This window comes from Campylobacteraceae bacterium, from assembly GCA_013215945.1.
GTDB lineage: Bacteria > Campylobacterota > Campylobacteria > Campylobacterales > Arcobacteraceae > NORP36.
On sequence record JABSOM010000002.1, the window covers coordinates 199,502 to 226,445 of the forward strand.

The 26,944-nt window shown below is 28.9% G+C and carries 29 protein-coding genes and 1 pseudogene; 29 read left to right on the forward strand and 1 reads right to left on the reverse strand.

Features of this window, described 5'->3' with window-relative positions:
- The first annotated feature begins 1 nt into the window (after position 1).
- From HRT41_02925 to HRT41_02975, 11 genes are all read left to right on the forward strand, one after another.
- Positions 2-1,039 carry a branched-chain amino acid ABC transporter permease gene (locus tag HRT41_02925; protein ID NQY22955.1) on the forward strand — a complete coding sequence of 346 codons (1,038 nt, stop codon included), beginning with the start codon at positions 2-4 and terminating at the stop codon, positions 1,037-1,039.
- A complete protein-coding gene (locus HRT41_02930) occupies positions 1,036-1,803 on the forward strand; it encodes an ABC transporter ATP-binding protein (GenBank protein ID NQY22956.1) in 768 nt (255 codons plus the stop codon). The genes HRT41_02925 and HRT41_02930 overlap by 4 nt, the downstream gene beginning before the upstream one ends.
- Positions 1,796-2,491: an ABC transporter ATP-binding protein gene (locus tag HRT41_02935; GenBank protein NQY22957.1), complete on the forward strand. Its 696-nt coding sequence runs from the start codon at positions 1,796-1,798 to the stop codon at positions 2,489-2,491. Before HRT41_02930 ends, HRT41_02935 begins: the two co-directional genes overlap by 8 nt.
- A gap of 114 nt (positions 2,492-2,605) precedes the next feature.
- Positions 2,606-3,262 carry an NAAT family transporter gene (locus HRT41_02940; protein NQY22958.1) on the forward strand — a complete coding sequence of 219 codons (657 nt, stop codon included), beginning with the start codon at positions 2,606-2,608 and terminating at the stop codon, positions 3,260-3,262.
- Positions 3,263-3,336: 74 nt separating this feature from the next.
- Positions 3,337-3,735 carry a TerB family tellurite resistance protein gene (locus HRT41_02945; GenBank protein NQY22959.1) on the forward strand — a complete coding sequence of 133 codons (399 nt, stop codon included), beginning with the start codon at positions 3,337-3,339 and terminating at the stop codon, positions 3,733-3,735.
- A gap of 81 nt (positions 3,736-3,816) precedes the next feature.
- On the forward strand, positions 3,817-4,008 hold the full coding sequence (locus HRT41_02950) for a hypothetical protein (protein ID NQY22960.1): 192 nt from the start codon (positions 3,817-3,819) through the stop codon (positions 4,006-4,008).
- The gene (locus tag HRT41_02955; protein ID NQY22961.1) at positions 4,005-4,217 is read left to right on the forward strand and encodes a hypothetical protein; all 213 of its coding nucleotides are present in this window, start codon (positions 4,005-4,007) and stop codon (positions 4,215-4,217) included. The genes HRT41_02950 and HRT41_02955 overlap by 4 nt, the downstream gene beginning before the upstream one ends.
- Positions 4,217-4,678, forward strand: coding sequence for a hypothetical protein (locus tag HRT41_02960; GenBank protein ID NQY22962.1), 462 nt, complete (start codon positions 4,217-4,219; stop codon positions 4,676-4,678). Before HRT41_02955 ends, HRT41_02960 begins: the two co-directional genes overlap by 1 nt.
- Complete coding sequence (locus HRT41_02965; protein NQY22963.1) at positions 4,675-6,519, forward strand: primosomal protein N'; 1,845 nt, start codon at positions 4,675-4,677, stop codon at positions 6,517-6,519. The genes HRT41_02960 and HRT41_02965 overlap by 4 nt, the downstream gene beginning before the upstream one ends.
- A gap of 59 nt (positions 6,520-6,578) precedes the next feature.
- Complete coding sequence (locus tag HRT41_02970) at positions 6,579-7,766, forward strand: tetrahydrodipicolinate N-succinyltransferase N-terminal domain-containing protein (protein ID NQY22964.1); 1,188 nt, start codon at positions 6,579-6,581, stop codon at positions 7,764-7,766.
- A gap of 636 nt (positions 7,767-8,402) precedes the next feature.
- Positions 8,403-9,254, forward strand: coding sequence for a hypothetical protein (locus HRT41_02975; protein NQY22965.1), 852 nt, complete (start codon positions 8,403-8,405; stop codon positions 9,252-9,254).
- 180 nt (positions 9,255-9,434) lie between these two features.
- On the opposite strand, the pseudogene HRT41_02980 reads toward HRT41_02975, so the two are convergent.
- Positions 9,435-9,805 (reverse strand): annotated as a pseudogene (locus tag HRT41_02980) (phage integrase N-terminal SAM-like domain-containing protein).
- A gap of 308 nt (positions 9,806-10,113) precedes the next feature.
- Here HRT41_02980 and HRT41_02985 point away from each other — a divergent pair.
- The 18 genes from HRT41_02985 (at position 10,114) to HRT41_03070 (ending at position 26,900) form a co-directional block, all read left to right on the forward strand.
- Complete coding sequence (locus tag HRT41_02985) at positions 10,114-12,219, forward strand: hypothetical protein (protein NQY22966.1); 2,106 nt, start codon at positions 10,114-10,116, stop codon at positions 12,217-12,219.
- A gap of 85 nt (positions 12,220-12,304) precedes the next feature.
- Positions 12,305-13,378: a linear amide C-N hydrolase gene (locus HRT41_02990; protein NQY22967.1), complete on the forward strand. Its 1,074-nt coding sequence runs from the start codon at positions 12,305-12,307 to the stop codon at positions 13,376-13,378.
- 122 nt (positions 13,379-13,500) lie between these two features.
- Positions 13,501-15,258: a hypothetical protein gene (locus HRT41_02995; GenBank protein NQY22968.1), complete on the forward strand. Its 1,758-nt coding sequence runs from the start codon at positions 13,501-13,503 to the stop codon at positions 15,256-15,258.
- 168 nt (positions 15,259-15,426) lie between these two features.
- Complete coding sequence (locus tag HRT41_03000) at positions 15,427-15,618, forward strand: hypothetical protein (protein NQY22969.1); 192 nt, start codon at positions 15,427-15,429, stop codon at positions 15,616-15,618.
- 149 nt (positions 15,619-15,767) lie between these two features.
- A complete protein-coding gene (locus tag HRT41_03005; GenBank protein NQY22970.1) occupies positions 15,768-16,460 on the forward strand; it encodes a hypothetical protein in 693 nt (230 codons plus the stop codon).
- 238 nt (positions 16,461-16,698) lie between these two features.
- A complete protein-coding gene (locus HRT41_03010) occupies positions 16,699-16,902 on the forward strand; it encodes a hypothetical protein (GenBank protein NQY22971.1) in 204 nt (67 codons plus the stop codon).
- Positions 16,903-16,922: 20 nt separating this feature from the next.
- Positions 16,923-17,570: a hypothetical protein gene (locus HRT41_03015; protein ID NQY22972.1), complete on the forward strand. Its 648-nt coding sequence runs from the start codon at positions 16,923-16,925 to the stop codon at positions 17,568-17,570.
- A gap of 713 nt (positions 17,571-18,283) precedes the next feature.
- A complete protein-coding gene (locus tag HRT41_03020) occupies positions 18,284-19,222 on the forward strand; it encodes a hypothetical protein (protein NQY22973.1) in 939 nt (312 codons plus the stop codon).
- Positions 19,223-19,577: 355 nt separating this feature from the next.
- Positions 19,578-20,933: a hypothetical protein gene (locus HRT41_03025; GenBank protein NQY22974.1), complete on the forward strand. Its 1,356-nt coding sequence runs from the start codon at positions 19,578-19,580 to the stop codon at positions 20,931-20,933.
- A gap of 429 nt (positions 20,934-21,362) precedes the next feature.
- Positions 21,363-22,016, forward strand: coding sequence for a LysE family translocator (locus HRT41_03030; GenBank protein NQY22975.1), 654 nt, complete (start codon positions 21,363-21,365; stop codon positions 22,014-22,016).
- Between the two features lie 109 nt (positions 22,017-22,125).
- On the forward strand, positions 22,126-22,608 hold the full coding sequence (locus HRT41_03035) for a MazG-related protein (GenBank protein ID NQY22976.1): 483 nt from the start codon (positions 22,126-22,128) through the stop codon (positions 22,606-22,608).
- 233 nt (positions 22,609-22,841) lie between these two features.
- Positions 22,842-23,327, forward strand: a complete 486-nt coding sequence (locus HRT41_03040) for a DUF1579 domain-containing protein (GenBank protein NQY22977.1) — start codon at positions 22,842-22,844, stop codon at positions 23,325-23,327.
- A gap of 577 nt (positions 23,328-23,904) precedes the next feature.
- The gene (locus tag HRT41_03045) at positions 23,905-24,501 is read left to right on the forward strand and encodes a TetR/AcrR family transcriptional regulator (GenBank protein NQY22978.1); all 597 of its coding nucleotides are present in this window, start codon (positions 23,905-23,907) and stop codon (positions 24,499-24,501) included.
- Positions 24,501-24,821: a multidrug efflux SMR transporter gene (locus HRT41_03050; GenBank protein ID NQY22979.1), complete on the forward strand. Its 321-nt coding sequence runs from the start codon at positions 24,501-24,503 to the stop codon at positions 24,819-24,821. The genes HRT41_03045 and HRT41_03050 overlap by 1 nt, the downstream gene beginning before the upstream one ends.
- Positions 24,822-25,061: 240 nt before the next feature.
- Positions 25,062-25,457 carry an ACT domain-containing protein gene (locus tag HRT41_03055; protein NQY22980.1) on the forward strand — a complete coding sequence of 132 codons (396 nt, stop codon included), beginning with the start codon at positions 25,062-25,064 and terminating at the stop codon, positions 25,455-25,457.
- Positions 25,458-25,511: 54 nt separating this feature from the next.
- Positions 25,512-25,913 (forward strand): RidA family protein, encoded by a 402-nt coding sequence (locus HRT41_03060; GenBank protein ID NQY22981.1) that lies wholly within the window; start codon positions 25,512-25,514, stop codon positions 25,911-25,913.
- Between the two features lie 60 nt (positions 25,914-25,973).
- Positions 25,974-26,345 (forward strand): hypothetical protein, encoded by a 372-nt coding sequence (locus tag HRT41_03065; protein NQY22982.1) that lies wholly within the window; start codon positions 25,974-25,976, stop codon positions 26,343-26,345.
- 90 nt (positions 26,346-26,435) lie between these two features.
- A complete protein-coding gene (locus tag HRT41_03070; GenBank protein ID NQY22983.1) occupies positions 26,436-26,900 on the forward strand; it encodes a GNAT family N-acetyltransferase in 465 nt (154 codons plus the stop codon).
- Positions 26,901-26,944: the final 44 nt, after the last annotated feature.

A 26,944-nucleotide genomic window follows, 5' to 3' on the forward strand; every position in this document is an offset into this window, starting at 1 on the left:
TATGAAAGAAAAAATCTTTACAAGAGAGAGGCTTATTAGCCTTTCAATTATTATTACTGCTATGTGGTTTATTAATTTTGCACAAACAAATTTTGATGAATATACGATTCGAATTTTAAACAATGTAGCTATTTTTATTATTTTAGCTGTTTCATATAACTTAATTAATGGAATTACTGGGCAGTTTTCGCTGGAACCCAATGGTTTTATTGCCATTGGAGCGTATGTTACTGCTATTTTAACTGTAGATGCGGATGGAATGTTGTATCAATACGATATTGAAGATCCTTATCCTTGGATTCTAGCTTTACAAAGTGATTTCGGTTTTGCTTTATTTTGTTCGGGAACGATATCAGCGCTCTTAGCCTTGTCTTTAGCTTTTCCTGTATTTAGAGTACGTGGAGATTATTTGGCTATTGTTACTTTAGGTTTTGGTTTTATTATTAGAATTTTAGCTATTAATTCTCCTGAGATTACCAATGGCTCTTTGGGAATTAATGATATTCCTGAAGCTTCAAATCTTTATTGGACAGGCGGTTTAGCTATTGCCTCTGTTTTAGGTATTACTAATATTATATATTCTAAATTTGGTCGTGCTATGAAAGCTGTACGAGATGATGAAGATGCAGCTACTGCTATGGGAATTAATACGTTTAAAATTAAAACAATGGCGTTTACAACATCAGCCTTTTTTGAAGGTGTTGGTGGTGGATTATTGGCGGCTTTATTAACCTCGATTTCGCCCGATTTATTCTCATTTTTCTTAACGTTCCAACTTTTAATTATTATTGTATTAGGTGGATTAGGAAGTACAACTGGTGCTATTATTGGTACTGTTTTTGTAATGGCAGGATTAGAGTATGCAAGGTTCTTAGATGAACCAATGAACTTATTTGGTTTTGAAACAGAAGCAATGCCAGGTATGAGAATGGTTGTATTCTCACTTATTCTTATTTTTGTAATGTTATTTGCAAGAGAAGGTTTTATGGGAAAAAGAGAATTTACGGATTTATTCAAAAAGAAAAAGGCTAAAAAATGATATTAGAAGTATCAAATGTAACGAAAAAATTTGGTGGAGTTACTGCCATTAAAGATACTTCTTTTACAGTTAATTCAAAAGAAATCTTTGGTCTTATTGGTCCTAATGGGGCTGGTAAAACTACTATGTTTAATATTATTACTGGAAATTATGAACCCACAGAAGGAAGTATTAAATTTCACGGGCAAATAATTAATGGAATGAAACCTTATAAAATTGTTCACAGAGGAATTGCAAGAACCTTCCAAAATATTCGTTTGTTTACTTCAATGACTGTTTTAGACAATGTATTAATTGGGTTTGATTATCAAGCGGTTTATACCTATCTTGAGTCTATTTTTAGATTGCCACGATTTTTTAAAGAAGAAAAAAGAATTAAAGCAAGAGCTATGGAAATTCTGGAAATTTTAGATATTGCACAGTATGCGGATGAATTAGCCACTTCTTTATCTTATGGACAACAAAGAAAAGTAGAAATAGCACGAGCCTTAGCAGCTAATCCACAGCTTTTATTATTGGATGAACCAGCTGCTGGTATGAATCCTATTGAAACACATGAACTGGCTGAATTATTTTTTAAAATAAGAGATGAGTTTGATATTACTATTTTATTAATTGAACATGATATGAAGTTTGTAAATAAATTATGTGATAGAGTTATGGTACTTGATTATGGTAAAACTATTTTTACAGGACATATAAAAGATGCTATTAAAGATGAAGAAGTAATTAAAGCCTATCTTGGAGATTTTAAACATGCTTAAGGTAAAAAATTTAGAAGTATTTTATGGGCTTATTCGCGCTGTAAAAAGTATTAATTTTGAAGTAAAAAAAGGACAAATTGTTTCTTTAATTGGTTCAAATGGAGCGGGGAAAACATCAACATTACAAGCTATTGTAAATGATGTTAAAAGAAAAGGTGAATTAACATATGATGGAAATAATATTTCCAAAATGTTAACGCACAAAATTATTCAAGGTGGAATTGCACTGGTTCCAGAAGGAAGAAGGGTTTTTATTAATTTAACGATTGAAGAAAACTTACGAATGGGTGCTTTTAACAACGATAAAAACTACAATGTTTTAAAAGAAAAAATGTATAAAATGTTTACACGTTTGGATCAAAAAAGACATGATTTAGCTGGTACTATGAGTGGAGGTGAGCAACAAATGCTTGCAATCGCACGTGCACTTATGTCAAGCCCAAAACTGCTTATGTTAGATGAACCCTCATTAGGACTTGCTCCTAAAATTATTGGTGAATTATTTCAAATTATTCAAGACTTAAGAGATGAAGGTATTACTATTTTATTAGTAGAACAAAATGCTTTCGCTGCTTTAGAAATTTCAGATTATGCTTATGTACTTGAAAATGGTGAAATTGCTTTAGAAGATATAGCTGCTAATCTTATTTCTTCTGATGAAATTAGAAAAAAATACTTAGGCGCATAAAAGCCTATAAAAAGGAATATTTTATTCCTTTTTATAAAATCTCAAAACGATTACAGACTTAACGCTCTACTTAAAGTAAAAAATAGTTACTATTTCAAGAACTAAGGAGTGCAAATGTTGCCATTAAATGAATATGTTCAAATAGCCATTGGTATTATGACTATTTTCTCTCCCTTTGCTGCTATTCCTATTTTTGTAACACTAACATCAAATCACAGCATAGAAGAAAAAAATCAAACTGCAAAAACAGCAGCATTTGCAGCAGGAATTGCGGGTTTAGTATCTGTTTTTATAGGCCAGTATATTTTATTGTTTTTTGGTATTTCTATTTCTTCTTTTAAAATAGCAGGTGGAATTCTATTATTATTAATGGCAATTAATATGTTAAATGCAAAAGTGCCTAAAGCAAAAAGCACCAAACCTGAACGAAAAGAAGCTAAAAAAAAGAGTGTTAATATCAGTGAAATTGCAGTCGTACCTTTAGCTATTCCATTAATAGCAGGTCCTGGTGCTATTTCTACTATTATTATTTATTCCCAAAAAGTAAATTCTTTCTCTCATTTATTAATGATGGGACTTATTATTGTATTAATTTCTGTGTATATCTTTGTAATGCTTAGGATGGCTACGTATATTAGTAAAAAACTAGGAATTACTGGCATAAATATTATATCGCGTGTTATGGGGCTTATTCTTGCTTCTATTTCTATTGAATTTATTACTTCTGGTTTATTAAGTGTTTTTCCTGTTTTGGGTTTAAATTCTTTATAAAACGATATTTTTTTCTCTGATTTAATATTGATTAACTAATATTCTTTATACTTTTATTATAAAAGGATTCATAAATGTTATTGATGAAATTAGAAAGTTCCCAAAAATTCGCTTTTTTACAATTGGCACATTATTTAGCAAGAGCAGATGGTTTTTATGTGGAAGCAGAAGAACATATTATTTTAGAATATTGTACAGAAATGGGTGTTGAAAATTCAGAAATTTTTGATTTAAATGAATTTGATTTAGAATATACTCTTAGTAAATTTAAAAGTAAAAAATCACAAAAAATTGTTGTTTTAGAATTAATGATTTTAGTACACAGTGACAATCATTTTGATATAAAAGAAGTTGATTTACTTGCTAAAATTATGGATGCATTTGAAATGCATTACGATGAAATCAAACATTTTTCATCTTGGGGTAAAGCAGTTTCTGCCTTGCATGAACAAGCATTAAATTTAATAGATTAATATTTTCACTTATTTTACTCAAATAAGAAAAAAATATATTATTTATTGCTTTCCAAAGAATTATTTAGCTAAAATTTGCATATGAATATAGTTGAGCAAATTCAAAAACAAATTAATAAACTTAAATACGATTATTCAAAGCTCCAAGGAGAGAATGAAGTATTGAGAAAACGCCTTGAAAACATGGAAAATAAAAACGATGAATTTTTAAGGCACAATCAAGACATGCTTCTAAAAATTGACAGTACTCTAACACTTACAAAAGGTAAATAATGCAAAAAGAGCTCGTTTTTCATATTGATAACTTATCTTATTCTTTTAATGTTGAGCCTAGTTTAGAAAAAAATCTTGTTAAATTTGTTAATACAGATGCTAATATTTCTACCAAAGAACTTTTATTGGCATATATTAGATTAGCCAATGAACACACTGCTTTACAGCAAGATTTAGAAGAGATATCGTCTTTACTTCCTAAGTTATAATGAAAAAGAGTTTTACTCTTTTAGAATTAATATTTGTAGTAATTATTGTAATAATTTTGTCTTCTGTTTTATTAAATACTGTTTTTTTTCAAAGTATTGATAAGAGTAATATCGCCAAAATAAAAAGCGAAGTTTTTTTAATTAGAACTGTAATTAATCAAAATTATCACCAAAAAATAGTATCAAAACAAGAAAATAAATACATTGATGTTTTAGATATGAGTCCTAATAATAAAGAAAAACAGTATTTGTTTATAGGAACAAAAACAGAGCCTTTATTGAAAGAAATTATTCTCTCTTCTGCAATTAATCTTAAAAAAGATGCAAGGTGGATTAAAACAGCTAAATATACTTATATGGTAGTTATAAAAGGTGTGTCTGTTGTATTTACGTACAATAAAAATACAGGAAATTTTTCTTGTAATTATGATAAAAAATTATGCAAAGAGCTTAGTGAATGAATTATTATGAAGTAGCCTTATTAAAATCCCCCTTATCTCCACTTACGTACCAATGCGAAAAAACATTAAACTTAGGAATCAAAGTAGAAGTAAAACTTCGTAATAGAAAAATACTAAGTCCTGGTGTTATTGTGAAAGTTGTCTCTAAACCTTCTTTTAAATGCGTGGATATCAAAGAAATAACTTCTTTTTATTACGATGAAAAGATGTTGGAAATATCTTCTTTTATTTCTATGTATTATGTCTCTTCTTTGGGAGAAGCTCTTTCTTTATATAACCCTTTTGATAAAAATATTTCAAATACAGATCAAAACAATGTTTTTGATTCTAAGATTACTTTATCAAAGGAACAAGAAAAAGCCTATGATTTTTGCCAAAAAAAACAACAAGCTTTGTTATTTGCAAATACAGGTTCTGGAAAAACTGAAATTTATATAAAGAGTATCGAAAAACATTTAAACAATAATAAACAAGCCGTGTTATTAATGCCTGAAATCTCACTAACCCCTCAAATGCAAAAACGCTTAGAAAATGCGTTTGGATCTTCTGTTGCTATTTGGCATTCAAAAGTAAGCAAAAAAAGAAAAACGCAAATCATTGAAGGTTTATTAGAGGGCAGTATTAAATTAATTGCAGGTGCACGGTCATCTTTGTTTTTACCTTTTTCTAATTTGGCTTGTATCATTGTGGATGAAGAACACGATGAATCCTATAAAGCGGATTCTAAACCGCGATATAACTTAAAAGATTTGTGTATTTATATAGCTAAAAAACACAATATTCAAGCTATTTTTGGCTCTGCAACGCCATCTTTGTCTTCTTTTCATAAATTGCCTTTTGTAAGACTTACCCAAACATTCTATGAAAGCCGTAAAAACTATTATTTTGATGAAGAAGAAGGTTTATCTACTAATATTATTAATAAAATACATGATACTTTGGAGCAGAAAAATCAAGTCATTGTTTTTTTGCCTACGCGTGCTAATTATAAATACCAAGTATGTATGAGCTGTGGAAAAGGTGTTGAGTGTCCTTTTTGTTCTGTTTCTATGAGTTTACATAAATTTGACAAAGCCTTAAAATGCCATTATTGTGGGTATGCTCAAAAGATTCCTGATACTTGCCCCTCTTGTAAAAATGGAATAATTACTAATTTAAGAGTGGGTACAGCACAAATAGAAGAAGAATTAAAAGAAATTTTTCCAAGTAAGAACATAAAACGTTTTGATCGAGATGTTATAAAAACAGATAAAAAACTAAGAGCCGTTTTGGATGAATTTAACAAAGAAGAGATTGATATTTTAGTGGGAACTCAAATGTTATCAAAAGGCCATGATTATCACAATGTTAAACTGGCTGTTATTTTTGGTATTGATTCTGTATTGAATATGAATTCTTATAAAGCACGTGAACGTGCTTTGTCTTTGTTAATACAAATAGCTGGACGAAGTGGAAGAAAAGGCGAGGGGGATATAATTGTGCAAAGTAAAAATGCCCATTTTTTCCAACATCACTTAGAAAATATTGATTATGAAGATTTTTTGAAAGAAGAATTAGAAGTAAGAGAAGATTTTTATCCTCCTTTTTTAAAAATGGCAAAAGTGATTTTTGCATCAAGTAATGGATTAAAAGCACAAGATGAAATGCATGCTAATGCAAGGTTTTTCAAAAACATGCAAGACTTAGAAGTCGTTGGTTTTGGACCTTGCGTAATTGAGAGAATCGCAAATAAATACCGTTTTGAAATAATTTTACGCTCTGTAAAAGTAAAAGTGCTTTTAAATGCTTTACACAGTATAAACTCAAATATTGTTAGCATTGATATGGATACAATCTCATAAGAAATTTATGCAAAATTAGATATAATCGCGGAAATTAAAAGAATATTATAGGAGAAAAAATGATTTATACACAAAAAGAATTTAAAGAATTAGTTATAAGTATTAAAGCAGAGGCTTGGTATAAAGACCCAATTGGTTTTGGTATTACACGAATTGACAGAGGCCAACTAAATACTTCTAAAATCTTACAAGCAACGTACCCTGTGGTTAACTGGAACGAAAACCAAGGAAGTGCAGCTATATTTTTAAAAGCGCTTAAAGATTCAGGTATTGAAATAAATACAAGTGAATCTGAATTGGTTTGTTCTTTAAGTGATAATTTTTTAACTTCTTGTATTGAAGCATTTAGACCCTTTATTCCTGATGCTAAAGGAGATGCTCACAAAAATGTACAAGTTATCTCTCAATTGGCTTCTTTACCTATAGATGCTGGTATGACACCTGATGATTATAAAGTGGTATTTATTTTTGAAGACGCTGCTGTTAAAAGTGTAGAAACTGCATACTTAAAATTATATGCATTATCAAGTGGAAAAGCACCTTTACGTTCATTAAACCTTGATGGTGTTTTTGGTCAATTACACAATTGTGCATGGGTTGGAAATGAGCCTATTGAATTAGATTGGTTAAGAGAAAATGAAATTTCATTAAAATTAACAGGAAGATATCCAGAAATTTCTTTTGTTGATAAATTTCCAAGATTATTATCTCATGTAATTTTAGCAGATAATACAAGAATCCTAGAAACTTCAAAAGTTAGATTTGGAGCACAAGTTGCACCAGGAACAACTGTAATGCCAGGAGCTTCTTATATTAACTTTAATGCAGGAACTCTTGGTTCTGTTATGGTTGAGGGAAGAATTTCTTCTTCTGCTATTGTTGGAGCTGGTTCTGATGTTGGAGGAGGAGCTTCTATTTTAGGTGTTCTTTCAGGAACAGATGGTATTCCTGTTTCAATTGGTGAAAATACACTACTTGGAGCTAATTCTTGTACAGGTACAGCTATTGGTGATTCTTGTATCTTAGATGCAGGTATTACAATCTTACCAGGTACTAAAATTACTTTAAGTGCAAAAGCAGTAACTGCAATTGCAGAAATTAATCCTGGTAAAGAGATTAAAGAAGTAATGAAAGGAATGGACTTTTTAGGTGTTAATGGAGTACATTTCAGAGTTAATTCAAGTACAGGGCAAACTATTGCTATGAGATCTACAAGAGAAGTTAAACTAAACGCAGACCTACACTAAAAAAAAGGTGGAGTAAAGCATCATCTTTGTGCTTTACTCTGCGTTGGATAGAAAAATAAAATGATTCGTCTTTATTTTATGCCCTATGGCATAAAGTAAAAACTCTTGTACTACGTGTACGCTCCGCTTTAATTTAAATCTCCGCCTTGATTAAAACAAAAAGCTAATACTTTCCTCCACTTTTTACTAATAATTTATGATTTGATAATTTTAATTTTTCTATACATTTTCTGTTAAATACTATAGTGCTTGAATCTGATTTTATCTCTAACAATATCTAATAATTTCCTTTTACTTTCCATAATTTATCCTTTTATAAAAGGACATAATGCCCTTTTAACACTGTATTCAACAATTAACAGACACTTAGAGTATATATCCCTTTAAAAGGACATATTCTATATAGTGATTTTAGAATAAATAAGTAAAAATATTACTAACTGTAATGTTTGTGTTATTAAAAGGACATAAATTGTGTCTATTAATAATGAAAATTAATGCTAATGTTGATATAGTGTTCCGTGAATAAATAGTTATATCCCTTTTAGAAAAGGTATCAGCAAAAAAAGTAATTTTAAAGAATGTTTGTAAACTATTTTTAAATTTTATTTAATTAAATAAAAAAATGGAGAGATAATGGAGTTAGATTTATTTATTGGTTTAGTTGGAGGGGCATTAATTAGTGCTATTATTGGTTATTTTTTTTATAAAAAGCAAAAGAAAGAAACAGAGGAAGATAATATAAAACAACTTTTAGCTATTAGAAAGGATAACGAAAAACAACTTTTAGAAATTAAAAAGGATAATCAAAGAAAAACTATTCTTGTTAAGACAGAGTTTGAGTCAATAAAGAAACAAGTTTCTAATATCGACTTAACTAATTTATCAGAAAATCAAAGAAATGAGATAATCAGTATAAGGTCTGATGTAAGTAAATGGGTTGAAGACTTAAATAATGATTTAGGAAAAATAGAAAGTAGAGTTAACAAAAAGATTTCAAAAAAAAATGAAGAGGTTGGATATTTATCCGATTTTTTACGTCAATTTATTATTGATTTATTAGACTTTGTAAATCATATTATTATAGGTATTGATAATTCAGAAAATAATTGTTTTTGGAAAAAGCCTAAACTTCCTGCTAACTTATTTAATTCAAATATAGATGAATGTATAACATTTAATAATTTAGAAATATTGAAAATAGAAATAGGACAACATTCTATTTTCAAAGATACTATTGAATGTAAATTTACAATACCTAAAAAAGAAGATTCTTATAATGAAAATTATTTAGCAATAAATTTTGATAAAATAAATGACAAAATTTATATTTCTTTAGTAAGTAGTGGTTCTCTTGATTATATTGATAATGCAAGAGATATATCTGAAGATATTATTAATAAAAAAATGAAGGAAGTTTTCGAACATATAGTTATTTCAAATAATAAGGACATGATACAAAATTATTTAGAATATAACAAGTCCTAGCAGTGAACGCAAAGCGTCGCTGAAGTCAAACGTTATCTATCTAATGAAATTGTAGTTATGGATAATTGAAATTATAGTGCCACAAATAATATTAAAGGGGACAGGCAACTTTAAATATAGAACTTTTATATTTGCATTATATATTTCTTGTTGCAAGAAGTATCACTATTGAATTTAAAGTTACTTGCAAGCTATTAAATTAAAGTTGCCTGTCCCCTTTACTTCAATACTTAATACTACTGGAATATGTTTTCTCTCTTTTGCTCTAAGAGCTTGAATGTTTTGATCTTTCAAGTCAATAGCTAAAATTTCTTTATATAAAAAGAGGATTGAATTAAAAGCTTATTTTGAGTTGATGCACTTACTTTATTTTCAACAGCAAGAAACTTCAAGAATTGTTCGATTTCGATTTTTCCCATGTCTTTAGGATGTTTTTTATTATGATATAAAATGTATCTTTTAATCCATCCCACATATACCTGCTCAGTTCTATAACTATAATGTTTCATTCTGATTGTATCTCGTAAAATATCAAGTAGTTTTTTGGCCATAAAATCTCCTTTGTAAACTAACATTATGTTAGATTAGGCCAGAAACGAGTTGTTATTAGTACATAATGTATGATTTACCTACTAAAATAGGTCTTAATCTAACATTCAAATAATAGTACAAATGATAAATAATCTAAAATTATATGTCACATTGTAATGTTATCTATATTATCACCTTATTTATGAGCTTTCTATAAAAGTAGAAACATACATTAAAAGTGTATGATAATAGTTATTATTAAGACTAATTCATATATTATGTATGACTAATAAATAGTTGTATTATTAATAAATAAGGATTTATATTAATGATTAAAGAGTGTAAAGCATCAAAGTATATTGAGAATTTAAATGAAATAAATAGTTTTTTTCAAGTAAAAAAGAAAATGGATACAATCACTAATGTTGAAAGACTACTTAATTTAATTAAAACTTATTTTGAAACAGTTCTATATTATCAAAAATATTCAACTGGAAGGTGTACTGTAAAAATAAAAGGAATACTTTACACAACAAATATTAATGCTTATGATAACAATGGTAATCAAATTATACAAGATATTATTGATATTTCTGAAAATTTTATTACAGATATTATAAAAGAGATAAAAAAAAGTATTACTATAGAATTCTTTGAACAGTTAGTTATATTATTAAATTCTATTTTAGTAAATGGCAGCATTTCAATTCAACAAAAAATATTTTTAATAAATAGCGAAAATTTATCTTTTCCAAATGAATGGGATAAATTAATTAGATTAATACCTGAAAAGTTAGCTCAAAAAAGTCTTCAGATTAGAAAAGATTTAATAATTAAAGTTTTAAAGAATCCATTAGTATGTGTAAGTGAATTAAATTTAGATGATTTTATAATTTCATTAAATCAAGCATACATATTTTACACAAGGTTTTCAATAAAAGTTCATATTTCTAATAATCACATAACGGATATATTTAAAACTTTAGAAGATGAAATGAAAAGTCTTGAGACAATTAAAGATATTGAAAATGCTAATTTAAATCTAATTGTTAATTCTTTATTAAATGAGTTAATATTAAATAATAATCTTTTTCAATTTGAAACAAAAGTTGAAATTGAATATATATTAGAAGAATATAAAGAATTTATTAATGAAGAACAATTGTCTTTTTTAGAAGAATCATTAAACTTCAATCCTGAAAATTTTACATTAGGAAATACAAGTATTGAGATAGCGGAACCAGATTTTAAAAGTCAAGATATACAACAAATAAAAACTTTGATTTCTTTTGTTGTATTAAAACAAAGTGATGATAAATATATTTCACACGAAATTGAAAATAATATAAATGTAGAATTTATACGAATAGATAATCTATTCGATGACCCTATTTATTCTTTTCTGGATAGCACTAATTTAAATATAAACGGTATGCCATTAACTTTTTTATCTGATTCAATTGGTAATGTAGGGATGACAACTGTTGTTAACATAGTAGTACCAAATATCTATCATCCTGATTTTGATATAATTAACAATGAAGTTGTTTATAAAGATTTTAAAAAAGAAGATGCAAAACATGGTGGTAAATATTATCCTCATAAAGATTATATTATTGATATAATCTTCAATCTATTTGAAAAAAAACTCATTCCTTTTGAATTAGAAGAAAAAGATATAAATTCTAATTTAATATCTAATTATCTTGTTTCGTATATAACTCCAGAGAATAAGTTAATTCATCACAAACTTAATACTATAACAAACATTAATTCATATTTTCATATTAAAAAAAGATTTTTGACCAAAATTAATGAGCTATATATGAAAGATGATTTTTTACCTATAAGAGATTTACTTTATAATGTTGAAATTATAAATAATAGAATTTTTTTGGATTTTTGTTATAAACTACTAGAATTAACAATAAAAAAATCTATTGAATTATCTGGGTTATACAAATCTTTATGGACGAATAAAGAGGGGAATGAAGTTCCAGTGTCAGAACCTAATGCACAAGCAGTTTTATTTAATCAAATAAAAGATATTGCAGAAATCAAAGGTATCCGTGTATCTAGAGAAACAATTGCTGCAGATGGAAGCTTAGATTTTCATTTTCACTATACAAAAGATGATATTTCAATGAATGTATGTGTTGAACTTAAAAATGCGCATCATGGTTTACTTAATCATGGAATAAATACACAATTACCATTATATATAAAAGATGTAGGTAAAAAAGAAGGAATATTTTTAGTTTTATGGTACAAGTGTGATAAGTTTTTGAAACCAATAAAGTATGAATCAGTAAAGGAACTAGAAGATAGTTTAGTTAAAGAGATTCCTCCAAGGTTAAAAATAAAAACACTAATTATTGATTGTACACCAAAAATAAGTCCTTCTAAAAAAGGTTCAGAAAATCGTATACAATAAGTAATAATATTAGAATACAACAAAACCTTGCAGCAAACGCAGAGCGTCGCTGAAGTAAAACGTTATATGAAAGGAGTCATTAATAATGTGCACTACATTTAAACTTCAGAACTCAGAAAAAATAACATTGGCTCAGGGTTACGATTTTTACTATGGGCATGGTTTAGTTATAGTCAATAAACGAGGCATTAAAAAAGTAGCATTGTGCGATTCGCTAACCAAACAAAATCTTTATGATGACTCTCTAAAAACACCACGATGGATTTCTAAGTATGGAAGTATCACTTTCAATCAGTTTGCTCGAGAAATTCCTACTTGTGGCATGAATGAAGCCGGACTGGCAATTGCATCGATGTGGCATGACACCGAAGATTATAATAAAAGCAAAGCTGATAATAGCATCACTGAGCTTCAATGGATTCAGTATCAATTAGATTGTTATACAACTGTTAATGAAGTTATTGATAACCTTTCTGAGCTGAGTGTTAAAGTTGAAATGTATCCTATGCATTACAATATATGCGATAGAAAAGGCAATAATGCTATTATTGAGTTCAAAAATGGTAAATTATACGCTTATCATTCTTTTGAAAATTATGCTTGTAGTAATGCTGGTATAGAAGATTCAATAAAACACGCTCAAAAACACCAAGGGATAGACTCTAAGGATATTTCTATAGATGAACCAATACTTGATAGAGCCTCAAAAGCATTTCATATGACTAAAGAATTCAATGATTCGAAAGACAGCAAAGATGCAATAAGTAATTCATTCAATATATTGGATGCTGTTAGTCTCCAAGTAGGATTTAAGGCATTATTTAAATGGATTGGAAAAAGGATTCCACCAAGCCAAACATTTTGGCAAATAGTTTTTGACTTGAGTGAGTCAAAAATACATTTCAAGACTAAGGGAAATAGAAGAATAAGGTCGATAAATATTTCCGAGTTTGATTATTCTAATAAATCAGATGTAAAAGTATTGGATATAGAAGGTGATTTTGAATCAGATATAACAAAGATGTTCCATAGCTACAAAAGGTCTGATAACGATAGAATTGTTAAGAAAACCTTTAAGCCTATGAAGGATGAAGTTCCAGAGTCAGAACAAGAAGAACTTATCGATTTTCCCGAGTTTTTAAAACCGGTGAGTATATAATAAATATTCATATAACAAGATCTTGCAGCGAATGCAGAGCGTCGCTGAAGTCAAACGTTATATGTAAAGTTGTCAGAATCTAAAATCAACATTTAACCTAAGTATTTACAAAGGAATAAATAATGCCAGAAAAGAATGAAGTAAGGAAGTTAATTGAAAATGCTTTTGAGTCTGAACTTAACAAAATAACTGATAGATTAATTAAAACTAGTGACCCGTTATTATATTTATCTGAAGCCGTTGAATCAGCTTATAGGTCAGGTAATTTTTCTTTAGGTGAAGAATTACGTTGCGGAAATGAAATTATTTCTGAAAGGCTATTAAAAAATATTGGATTAAATACTAATTCTGAAAAAACAGATATTGAAAATCTTTTACCAGACTTATTCCTTGGAGCACACTATTGGTCAGTTAGAGATAAAGTTTATTATTCCTATGCAAATCATGATTCAATAAAATGGAAAAAAACTGATAATAATATTTGTATCGAATTAAATGATAAATCAATATTTCGGCAACTTGTTTCAGAAAGGCAGACATTTAGACTCAATTCAATTTCGTCAAAAAACAAAAAAAATACTTTTTCTAATGCTACTGATTTATTAAAGGATACTATAGCCTTTGATTTTTCAGACCAAAATGTCATCGATGCTACAGAATCCATCGAATCAGAAATTGAATGGAAAATGAGCTATTACTTCTCGTATATTCCTGAAGATAGTTCAATAGAAATTAGAGGGTATTTGTACTCTGAATTTATTAGTGTTTACAAAGTTATAATATTTTATGCCCTATTTGAAAGACATTACTCAATGGCTAATAGTATATCAAGTGTTATTACTTACACAGAAGAAGAGATAGCCAATGCAATTCAACAGAAGACCCCTGAGATATCGATTAAAAAGATAAATAAAATAATTTCAGATATATCATTATCATCTCGTTCAACGCTAATATTCTTAAAAAAAGAGTCTAAATATTACTTATCATCATTTTCTTTCACATTAATTGATATTATTAGTAACTTTTTACGATTACATGCTCAAAGTGAACCAGATAATTTCTCATCTAATATTGCACACATCATCGGTAAGGGATTGGTTTTAAAACTAAAACAGTCTTTTGAACAACATGAAAATTACCGAGTGCTCTGTGATGTTAAATTAAACAAATTCGACTTAAAATTACCCGATATCGATATATTGGCAATATCTTATGAACCTTCGCTAGGGTTCCATTTATTTATAGGAGAGGTGAAAAATAACTTACCAGCCGTATGGGCTAAAGATTATCTCAAGGCATCTTCCAAAAATGGTTATATTACAAAAGCTATTTCACAGGTAGATATAATAGATGAGTTTTTAAGTACTGAACAGGGTGAGAGATATTTAGTAGATTTAATAAGGATTAACTTCAAAGAGTTGAATCTAAAAAGCCTTTTTCCTCATGGTTTTTGTGTCATTAAAGATAAATTAATCATAACATCACAAAGCATTGGCATGTTCTTTCCGGAAGTGAATATACCAATTATAGATGGAGGTACTTTATGCCATATTATTGATGCAAGTGATGGTGATACTAACTATATACAGTTTCACATAGATAAACATGATGAAATTATAGATGAATGCACAGAAGAATGTCGAGAGGAAATGTATATCGGGGATTACAACCTCCAATATGATGCTGTGAAAATAAACAAATTTTTTGAGCTGACAGAACATTCCTATATTTCAAATGGGACATTCGAGAAACTTGAACAAGAGTCTTTAGCATCTGGTTACACAATGGCTGGTTCTTTACGGCACAAAGGGGATACAAATTTTCACACAGATCAATTTCATGGCGAATTTAAACTCATAGACGTAAAGTACTACTAATATTACACATAACAAATACTAGGAGAGAACAAGGCTAACACGGTAATAATTCGAATTTTCAAGTGTCACAGTAAGATATTTAAAAATTCAAATAGTTTAAGATGTTAAATCGCCTTGTTTCTCAAGTCAGTCGTTATATGCCTATGATATAAATTATGATTAAGGAAAATGATGTTAGAAAAAATTAAAAACTGGTGGAGAGGTGAAGAATATTATATTGAAGGTGTACTTCCAGGTATTCGTTATAATCTTCATTGGACATCAAAAACTGTACATATTTTTTGGAAATTTTACTTAAATAACTGGAAATGGCTATGGACTAGCATAATTGCTGTACTTGCACTAATAATTGTAAAGTAATAGACATAACAAGAAATTGGAGGCAAATGAGGTAGTAGTTGAGAAAACTTTTAGATTTTATTGTTCGCAAGTGATACTTACAATTTAATGGAGTTGACTCTTACTTACTTTGACCCTAAATACCGACGTTAAGAACAAGGATGAAACATATGACTGGAAAGCCAGATTATTTTGCACGAACTACTGCTTTAATATCACTTACTTTTGCTATCGTTGCAATAGTAGTTTCATATTACCAGCAAGTATTAGCACAAGAATTTCAAAAAGAACAATTTGAAATTCTTCAAAAAGAAAAACTTACTATTAAAGTTAATCCAAATGTTGATGGTTCTATACGATTAACGAACTATAATTTGGGTCATTTAGGACATGTAGTCCAAATTTCTTGGAAGATTATTATTTCAAATACAGGAAATCAAAAATTATCGATAACTGATTATTCTGTCACTAGAGGAGGTTCTCCAGAATCTCTCTACTATTCAGGAATAGATGGTGGAATTATAAATAAAAAATTACAAGTTATCGAATTCCCCCTTATACTTGATCCTGGAGAAAGTAGACTTGCATATATTTTTGTCGGTATCACTGTACCACCATTAGCATACAAAATATTATCTTCTTTGGACAAAAATGCGACACTTACTGATATATTAGTAATGAAAGTATTGGGAAAACAAGGAATTGATTATTATGGAAATACAGTACAATATGAAGAATTTGAAGGTGGTTTATTCCATTTTTCTGTAAAAGATACTAAAAAAGCTCAGCGTTTTTGGATAAAATTTACAACAGGTCGTGGAAATATATATTATGGCACAGGAATGGCATACAATCCAAATTAAACACATTAAAACTGAAGTTTTGCTTTTAAGTAAAGGGGACGTAAATAAAGGGGACACAATACCAAATTATTAAAAGAATAAATAAAGAAGATAAAGGAATTGAATTCCGGGGACAGTATACTTAATTGACTAAATGGTTAAATAGGTATACTCGTATCTAACAGATATAATAATATTAGAGAGTTTCAAGGTTAATATATTGGAATAAAGATATTTAAAAAACTTTTATAAAGAGAGTTTGATTTCTGAAAAAAAATTATTACAAAAATTATTGAAAAAATTAAATACTAAAGTTAAAACATGTAAAGGAACAGTTAAATCACAAATAGTAAATGACTTTATTGAATATAATCTATCACCTTCTATAGAAAGTTTAGAAAAAAGTAAAATAATTAAAGAACTACGAGAAAAGGAAGAATTAAATGAAAATAATGACCTATAAAATACTAATAATTAGATTGCATGATGATTGATATAGCTAATTGGAATTGGTCTGGAATAATACAAAGTTGTGCTGCCCTTGGAGCTTTTATAATTGCATGGGTAGCCTTAAATAGTTGGCAGAAACAGCAGAATGCTAATCATGTCACATATTTTATTGATGATTTAACAAATAAAGTTCATGAACTTTTACAATCAATATCTAAACCTATAAGTAGAATGGAAGTTATGAATATTGAGATATCTTCATATCTTACTAGATCAGAAGAAGTTGGCAATTCAGATTATGAGGCTATTACAAAGTTCTTAGAAGAGAAGGGTGAAGATTATGGAAAAAATCTTTTTGACGATTTAAAAGATTCTAAGAAAAATATAGCAGAGCTAAATTCCTTAATAGTTAAAGGTCAAATATTTTCAATTGATGATTATTCAATTATTCAAAATAATTGTGAAGGAATCATTAATCTTATACGTGGGATAGAAGGCATAGCTCTTCTTGTTAGTATGACTAATTTACATTGGGCAAATTCAAAGGTTAGGGAAAGAATCATGCCTCTTCTAAATATAAATATACAAAATATACAAAATGAGTTTGAAAGATATCAAAAAGATTATTTAACTAAAGCAAAAGAAATTTATACAAAAAACTATCATACAACTACATTATAGGTCTAAGAAAAGATTATGGCAATAAAAATAACGGGGACACAATACCAAATTATTAAAAGAATAAATAAAAATATAACAAAGTCTAGCAGCGAACGCAGAGCGTCGCTGAAGTCAAACGTTATATGAAAATAAATTAAAAGGAGTAATTTTGTTGTTAACCAGTGTTTATTTACCAGGATTGGTAGCACCACTTATATTTATACTTATAGAAAAGGTGTCAGGCACCAAATAGTAACTTTTATTAGTCAAAACTTAAATAAAAGTGTTTATGAAGTAACATAATCTTCCCCACGGCTCTTCTCCTGACTTTGAGAAAGCTAAATCTTTTTATTTTTTAACGGAGAAAGGCGAGGACTGCTCGAGCGTGAAGAAATGTGCTCTTTAGCACATTTTAGTAGGTTCCACAGCCTAGTTAACAAATAAAAATATTTAGGTACCCGAAGGGCTTTATCAATGTGTCAGTTGCTTCTTTTTGTTTCTTTTTCTGACAATTAAGAAAAAGAAAAAAGCGCAAAGGTTACTTTGTATGAGCTCTTAAAAGTAAAATTGAGTAGAAATAATAAATGGAATTCACTCATGGGGTTGAATTTCCACTTTTTAAGAATTCTTAGAATTCCGAGGACAGTATAGTTAATTGACTAAGTGGTTAAATAAGAATACTGTCTCCCGAATTTATAATCTATATAATATATACATGAAAAGAGGACATGGTAGTGAATGGCATATTATCGTTTATGAGAAGTCCAAAAGTAATAGTAAGTGCTTGTTTATTAAGTACAAGTTTACTAGGTGCAGAATGTAAAAATAATTTAGCATCGAATACATCAGAGTTACGAAGAAATGTAGATATATCCACACCTATAAAATCTAAAGAAGGTGAGCCTTTTTGTGTAAAAGGAGTCATTTGGAAAACACAGGAAGAATTAAAAAATCCAAGATTAGTAGTATTTTTTCATGGAGATGGTTGGGGTGGAGGTGTAAAATATTTTAATGAATTAATAACTGAATTAAAAAATAAAAGATCATCTCAATATAAAAAAGCAAATACAATATTTGCTAATTATGAACATCCTCAAGAATATAATCAAAGTGACTTAAGAAAACCTCCACTTGAAGCTTTGGCATATGCAGTGGCGCAAACCATACAGCAAACAAATCCAATTTATATAGATTTTGTAGGACACTCAGGAGGGGGTGATAGAGCATTAATGGTGGCTGCTCTGTCAAATAATATATGGAAAAACTATGGACTAAAAATTCCAGTAGATAGTATATATAGATTTAACAGTGCTTGTAGTAGACAAATAGTCTATAAAGAATTTGGATATGGTGAATATTCAAGTGAATTTTATGATCCAATTAATCATGTAAATAAAATTCGACCAGGAATAAAAGTGATTGCTGGAAGAGGGACAAAAGATAGACATATTAAAAAATCTTTGTATGAAAAATCAAACAATCAGTGCATGAATAAATTAAAGCTTACGGGTATAGATGTAAAAAATATTGAGTTAAAAGGTGCAGGACATAGTAATTTAAGAGAAAGTTTAGAATACAAAAAAATGATGACTGCTTTGTTAGACCCAAAAAAAGATGGTTATATTACTACACCGGAATATATAAAAAGTTTGAAATTAAAAATTACACCCTAGGGGTAAGAAATCCACTTTTAATTTATGATGTAATTTATTAAAGGGTTTATTATGCCAAAAAGACCACGGGATTCAGAGGACAGTATAAGTTAAAGTTGCCTGTCCCCTTTACTTTATTATTCTATCAAGTAGTTTTTATCCCTTAATGTATCCTTTTTTGTTAGATTAAACAGAAAACAATCATTAGTAGTACATTATGAATATTATACCTACTAAACACCTTACTTTTTACAATACTTAAATATAAATAGTTCATTAAAAATGCATAATAATAGTTATTATTAAGTAATATTAATATAAAATGTATAACTAATAAGTACTTATCTTGATAAAGCATATTTAAAAAGGATCTAAAATGAAGATTTTAAACTCAATAACATCACATAATGAATATGTTCAATCAAACTCAACAGATAATACATCAAATAAAAAAATAGATTCCTCCCAGAATAAAAACGCAATGGACTTTTCTGAAAGTTTATTGAATATAACAGAAGAAAATGAAAAGAAAATATTGCAACATAATGAGAATAAAAAAATGCTCAATAAAGATCTTGTAGACGGCGTAACTTATAATCCAGATACAAAAAAATATACACTTGTTATGGGTGATTATGGACTTAAGCGGAGAGAATTCCAACATATAGCGATAATGGATAATTATACGGAAATAGTATCTGATAAACCAATCACAAAAGAGTATTTAGAAGAAAGATATAAAAAAATACAACATTTCATTAGAACTGAATATACTGAGTTTAATTACCGAGTAAGTCATGATAATAGTATACTAATAGATATAGGTATAGGAATGGGAGGTTTTGGACAAAGAGATGCTTTTGGAATAGTTAGAATAGATGGTGAATACATTGAAATTGATGCTGATGAATTCGACAGACATTATGCTATTTATCTGAATTATCTTTATGAAAAAGCAACATTGAATAGAGAAAGTGACCATGCTGCTAGCGTTTATTATAAAGAACTTAACGGCATAGAATCATCTTTTGAAAATGCAGAAAAATTTGAATACTATATAAATGAGGAAAAGTGGAAAAGTAGTGATTTAAATGGATTGTATAGAAAAATCTCCCTTGCAGTAAATTTAGGATTAATAGAGGAAGGAAATCAAACTCTTTTTACTGAATTATATCAAACAGATAAGGCTACTTATATTTTTAGAAATATAAAAAATGACATCTTATCCCAAGCAGTTTTAGATAGTATTGGTTTACGATATAGTAGTACATTTGAAGGTGTTTTGTATGAACATCTCTTTGGTCCCGATGGTAGTTCTTTCCAAAATAAACTCAATGAATTTGTCAAAGAACTAGAACGTAATCCATCTAAATATCCCAGTACAAACAGTAACTTTACTTTTACTGGTGATATTAATATTGATAAAAACTCTAGCGAAAAGTATAAAAACTTTATTACAGATACATTAATTGACTTTATTCAAAAACTCAAAGATGACTATACGGGTGAAAATAATCCTATATACGATAAGTTGGGAAGAAACTATCATTTTGTTGAACCATATGATATTATAATTGATAATCTAAAAAAAGCTAAGAAGAACTATGATATTTTAAACCAAGAGTTAATGAGTACGTTTAACAAACTAAAAATTAGAAATTACACCCTAGAGGTAAGAAATCCACTTTTAGAATTGGGAGGGTATCCCCCAAATAGTAAATTTCTTAGTTAAAACTTAAATAAAAGTGTTTATGAAGTAGTACAACATTATCAACGGCTCTTCCTCTGACTTTGATAAAGCTAAATCTTTTTATTTTTTAACGGAAAAAGGCGAGGACTGCCCGAGCGTGAAGAAATGTGCTCTTTAACACATTTTAGTAGGTTCCACAGCCTAGTTAAACAATAAAAACTTAGGTACCCTCAGGGCTTTATCAACTCGTCAGTTGCTTCTTTTTGTTTCTTTTTCTGACAATTAAGAAAAAGAAAAAAAGCGCAAAGGTCACTTTGTATGAGCTCTTAAAAATAAAACTAAATAAATGGGAACAAACACCTTTTATTGGCACCCATAATTCTTAAAGTTTATTATTTAAAGGTGGCAACTGTCTGCATTAATCCAGTGGTATATTTGGATATAATAATATAAAAAAATGACGAGGTTAATATGATTCCAATTGAAATTTTACTAACATTTACAGCGGCTGCTCTATTAATGAGTATTTCTCCAGGACCATCCATGTTATATATAATTGCTAGAGCAATTGCGCAAGGTGCAAAAGGTGGAATTGTTGCTGCTATTGGATTAGCTGTTGGTGGTATGTTTCATGTCTTTGCAACGGTACTTGGATTATCGGCAATATTTGAGTACTCACCAACTCTTTATACAATAGTAAAACTTATGGGAGCTGCTTATTTAATATATTTAGGATATTCTTATTGGAAGGATAGTAATTTAATAAATACTAATAAAGAAGATGTTAAAAAACCTAAAATAAAATCTTTATTAACTATTTTTAAAGAAAGCATTCTTGTAGAAATTACAAACCCTAAAACAGCACTTTTTTTCATTGCTTTATTACCTCAATTTGTTACACCTGAAGCTGGTTCAATTCCCTTACAACTTTTTATTCTAGGCTTAATAGTTATCATAGTTGCAATACCTTGTGATATTTCTGTTGCTTTATTTTCCAGTAAAGTTTCATCATGGTTAACAAAAAATAAAAAAGCTCAAATTATACAAGAACGGGTATCTTCTTCAATATTATTTGGAATGGGTTCATATATTGTAGCGGATGAATTAATTGCAGCAGAACGCTAAAATGATATAAGGTAGTCTTACCCTCTAAAAATATACTTCATTGACTAAGTGGTTAAATAGGTATACTGTCAGTAGAACCTTTCAAGGACTAATCATCTAAGGATTTAGAATGAATGAAAGAGTAAAAATAGCCTTAGAATGGTTGAAAGACACATGTGATTTGAAGCAAGTAGAATTTCAAATTGTTGGTGGCCTTGCAGCAACAATTCATGGGGGAAGTCGTGAAGTAGCAGATATTGATTTATACATTCAAAAATCAGATGTTAAAAAAATTTTACCACAGCTTTCTCCTTATATATCGAGACCTTTAAATCATTGCATTGAAGGTTCGTGGGACTTAGAATACTTACAAGTAATTTATAAATCTCAAAAGATAGAAATTGGGTTGTTTCCTGGCACAAAAATTAAATCATCTGAAAATGGCTTATGGTATGAACTACAAACTGATTTTTCGAAGTCTGTCATAAAAAGCTATTGTGGTGTAGAAGTACCAGTAATTTCTATAGCTGAATTAATCGCTTACAAACGTATTCTTGGACGTGAAGTTGACCTAATAGATATTCAAGAATTGGAGTGCATATTAGCGCCATGAGAAAAGGTTTTAAGCCCAAATAGTAAATCTCTTAGTCAAAACTTAAATAAAAGTGTTTATGAAATAATACAACCTTCACCACGGCTCTTCTCCTGACTTTAATAAAGCTAAATCTTCTCATTTTTTAACGTAAATAGGCGAGGACTTCCCAAACGTGAAAAAATTACACCCCAAGGTAAGAAATCCACTTTTATTTTGTGATATAATTTTTGCAATTAATACGAAGGAAATTTATGTTAAAAAATATAGAAGATAACGCACCAAAGGACTTTGATTTTATAATTGGTGATTGGAGCGTAAAACATCGTCGTTTGAAAGATTCACTAAATGGCAGTGATGAATGGGTTGAATTTGAAGGAAGTTCATCTACAAGAAAAACTATGGGTGGATTTGGTAATTTGGAAGACAATCATCTTCACTTTCCCGAATCATCATTTAGAGCAGTTGCTCTTCGTTCTTATAATGCAGTATCTAATACATGGTCTATCTGGTGGTTAGATGGGAGATTCCCTGACGCATTAGATGTGCCAGTAGTAGGTAGTTTTACTGACGGTATAGGAGTGTTTTTCGCTGATGATGTACTCAATGGAGTGAATATAAAAGTTAGATTTAAGTGGATTTCCTTAAATCCAAGCAAGCCAATATGGGAACAAGCTTTTTCAAAAGACAATGGTGAAACTTGGGAAACAAATTGGACAATGGAATTTTTAAAAAGTTAAAAGTGACATCCCTGAGAAAGAATTTCCACTTTTAAGAAAAGGGGCCTTCCCCCCAAATAGTAAATTCCTTAGTTAAAACTTAAATAAAAGTGTTTATGAAGTAAGACAACATTCTCAACGGCTCTTCTTCTGACTTTGATAAAGCTAAATCTTTTTATTTTTTAACGGAAAAAAGTGAGGACTGTGTGAGTGTAAAGAAATGTGCTCTTTAGCACATTTTAACGAGTTCCGCAGCTTAGTTAAACAATAAAAATATTTAGGAACCCGAAGGGCTTTATCAACTCGTCAGTTGCTTCTTTTTGTTTCTTTTTCTGACAATTAAGAAAAAGAAAAAAAGCGCAAAGGTCACTTTGTATGAGCTCTTAAACGTAAAACTAATTAGAATTCCTATGACAGCATACTTAATTATCTAAGTGGTTAAATAGGTATATTGTCACTAGAACTTACGAGAGAAAAACATTTCGGTAGAAAAGGGATGTAATCCCAAATAATAATATTATATTCATAAGCAAAACCTAAGGCATAAACAATTATAATCCTTTTAATGAACGACGTTCATTCATAATAAAGGACCAACATGCCAATTATCGTTGATAAAGATAAAAAAAGACGAGATATCGCGCTTAGTGTTAGAGAATTGCTTTTAGAAAAAGGTATTAAAAACTTATCAATTACAGATATTGTAAAAAAAGCCGGAATATCAAGAGGTAGTATTTATGATTATTTTGAAACAAAAGAAGATATTGTTTTTGAAATAATCATGAATGACTTAAGAGATTTTCAAAAAACACTTGTAAAAAAGTTTAATAAAAATACGTCTACAAAAGAAAAAGTACTTTATTTTTTTGATTTTGTATTAAGTGAGACTGAAAAAAGTGTACAAGAAAGAAATGTTTACAAAGAATACTTAAGTGTTAGTTTTACTAGTAAAAATGAGAAAATGGCTGTTTTTAATAAAGAGTGCAGTTTTTTATTAAAAAATATTCTAAGTTCAATGATACAAGAAGGCATTAATAAAAATGAATTAAAAGATAATTCGATTAAATTAGTAAATGGATTATTAGCACTTGAAAAAGGTTTTTTAGTTTTATTATGGACAGAGAAAAAAGAAATAAAAAAAGAATTTATTGAATTCTTGGATACTTTATTTGAATTAATGAAAAAGGATAAATAATGTCAGCATGGGTATATTTAATATTAGCAGGTGTATTAGAAGTAGGTTTTGCTTCTATGATTAAACTAACAGATGGTTTTACAAAATTAGTACCAACACTAATATTTACCGTTTTTGCAGTAAGTAGTTTTTATTGTCTTACAAAAGCAGTTCAAACACTTCCTATAGGTACAGCATATGCGATTTGGACAGGTATTGGAGCTTTTGGAACAATACTAATTGGAATTTTCTTTTATAATGAATCAGCTAGTGTATTAAGACTCTTTTTTCTTTTTACTTTAATAGCTTCTATTATAGGATTAAAACTAGTATCTAATTAATACATAATATTTTATCTTTGAAATGCACCCAAGAGATAGTAAATCCATTTAATAAGAATTACCGAGCTCAGGGGCAATTTAAAAATAGTACAGAAAATATTTTGCGTTTCTTTTTTACTAAGTGCTACTAATAAATACTTCTTCTTTTATAAAAAGACTTTACATTCCTCACGTATTAATATATTGAAATAATTGTGATAAAGTATTCAATAAATACTTAAAAAAATGGAGATTATATATATGTCAGGAATAAAAGCATTAGATGAGTTATTAAAATCAATGGAGCCTAAATTACTGGAGGCAGAATTTGTATTTTGTACAGTAGAAGGTTCTTTACTTGATTATGTTTCTTTTAATCCAATAGCTACATTTCGTGAGTCTGAGGGACTTACTTTAGTATTAGAAAAAAAAGAAGCTCTCAGGGCTGGTTTGAGCTTTGAAGGTTCTTTTAAACAAATTACATTAAGTGTTCATTCAAGTCTTGAAGCGGTTGGATTAACAGCCGCAGTAGCTAGTAAATTAACGCAAAAAGGTATAAGTGCTAATGTAATTGCAGCTTATTATCATGACCATATTTTTGTACAATCATCTAAGGCACAAAAGGCACTTTTAGCATTAAAAGAATTCAGCCTTTAGCTTAAAAAAAGGTTTGATCCAAAATAGTATTAATCATTATAAAAGGAAGATATTTTGAAAGATAGAAAATTCATTACAAGTGGAGCTGATTTACCTCAATGGTCAAATCCAATTAGCCATGCTGTTGTTGTAAATAACATGTGTTTTATAAGCGGACAATTATCCATTAATGTTGAAGGTCAATATGTTGCTGGCACTATAAAAGAAGAAGCAGTACTCGCTTTTGCTAATGTTTTTGCAGCAGCAAAAGCTTCTGGCTTTGATAAATCTGAAATTGTATATGTTGATATTGCATTTTCAGATCTAAGTGAACTGCCAGAGGTGAATGCTTTATATATGGATTTATTCCCTGAAGGAAAAAGACCTGCTAGGACAATTTATGAAGCAGCTGCTTTGCCTTTTGGTGGAAAAATAAAAGTAGTTGCAACAGCAGTTAAATCTATTGAAAATAGCTAGAAAAGTGGCCAATCGCCACCTTGAAATAAATTTTCTAAGCTTTTACGTTTGGAGGATTATTTGTTAGTAATCGCTTCATTTTTACTTATTTTTATTGGTTTTGTGCATTCTTATCTTGGTGAGAAATACATTTTAATACGCCTTTTTAAAAATGACAATCTTCCTAAACTATTTGGGAGTGATCATTTCACTAAACGAGTATTACGATTTGCTTGGCACTTGACTACTGTATCGTGGTGGGGATTCTCTGCAATATTATATTTTTTGTCTAATCCAAGTTTGAATAATCGTTTTGAAATTCTTATTGTAATAACTGTTGTTTTTACTATTAGTGGTATTGTCTCATTTTTATTTACTCGAGGTAAGCACTTGTCATGGTTGTTTTTCTTCTGTATTGCTAGTATAAGTTACTTTAGTACAATTTACAAGTAAACTTTTAGCATTTTTGAGACAGTATACTTAATAGAAAAGATGTCAGTCCCCAAATAACAATAAATAATTAACAATTAAAAAGGACAAAACTTGATTACGATTCGAAATTATATAACCAGTGATGCCCAAGCATTGAGAAGTATTCATTTTAATACTATTCATAATATTAATACGAGGGATTACTCCAAAGAGCAAGTTGAAGCTTGGGCTCCTTCTTCCTTTGATAAAGAATTTTGGCAAAAACGTTTTAAGGGTTTATCCCCCTTTGTTGCTCAAATCAATGAAACAATAGTTGGTTATACAGACCTTCAAAACGATGGACTGATTGATCATTTTTTTTGTCACCATGAGTATCAAGGAAAAGGTATTGGGCGTAAATTAATGACACATGTTTTAGTTCTTGCAAAAGAGCGTGGTATAAAACGTTTGTATTCTGAAGTAAGTATTACCGCTCGACCTTTTTATGAACATTTTGGTTTCCATCTTGAAAAAGAGCAAGAGTTTGAAATTAGAGGGCAAAAACTAAAAAATTTTGTTATGGAAAAATTTATTTAATTGTTAAGAATAAATGATGACAGCTAGCTTAAATCATTTAGTTA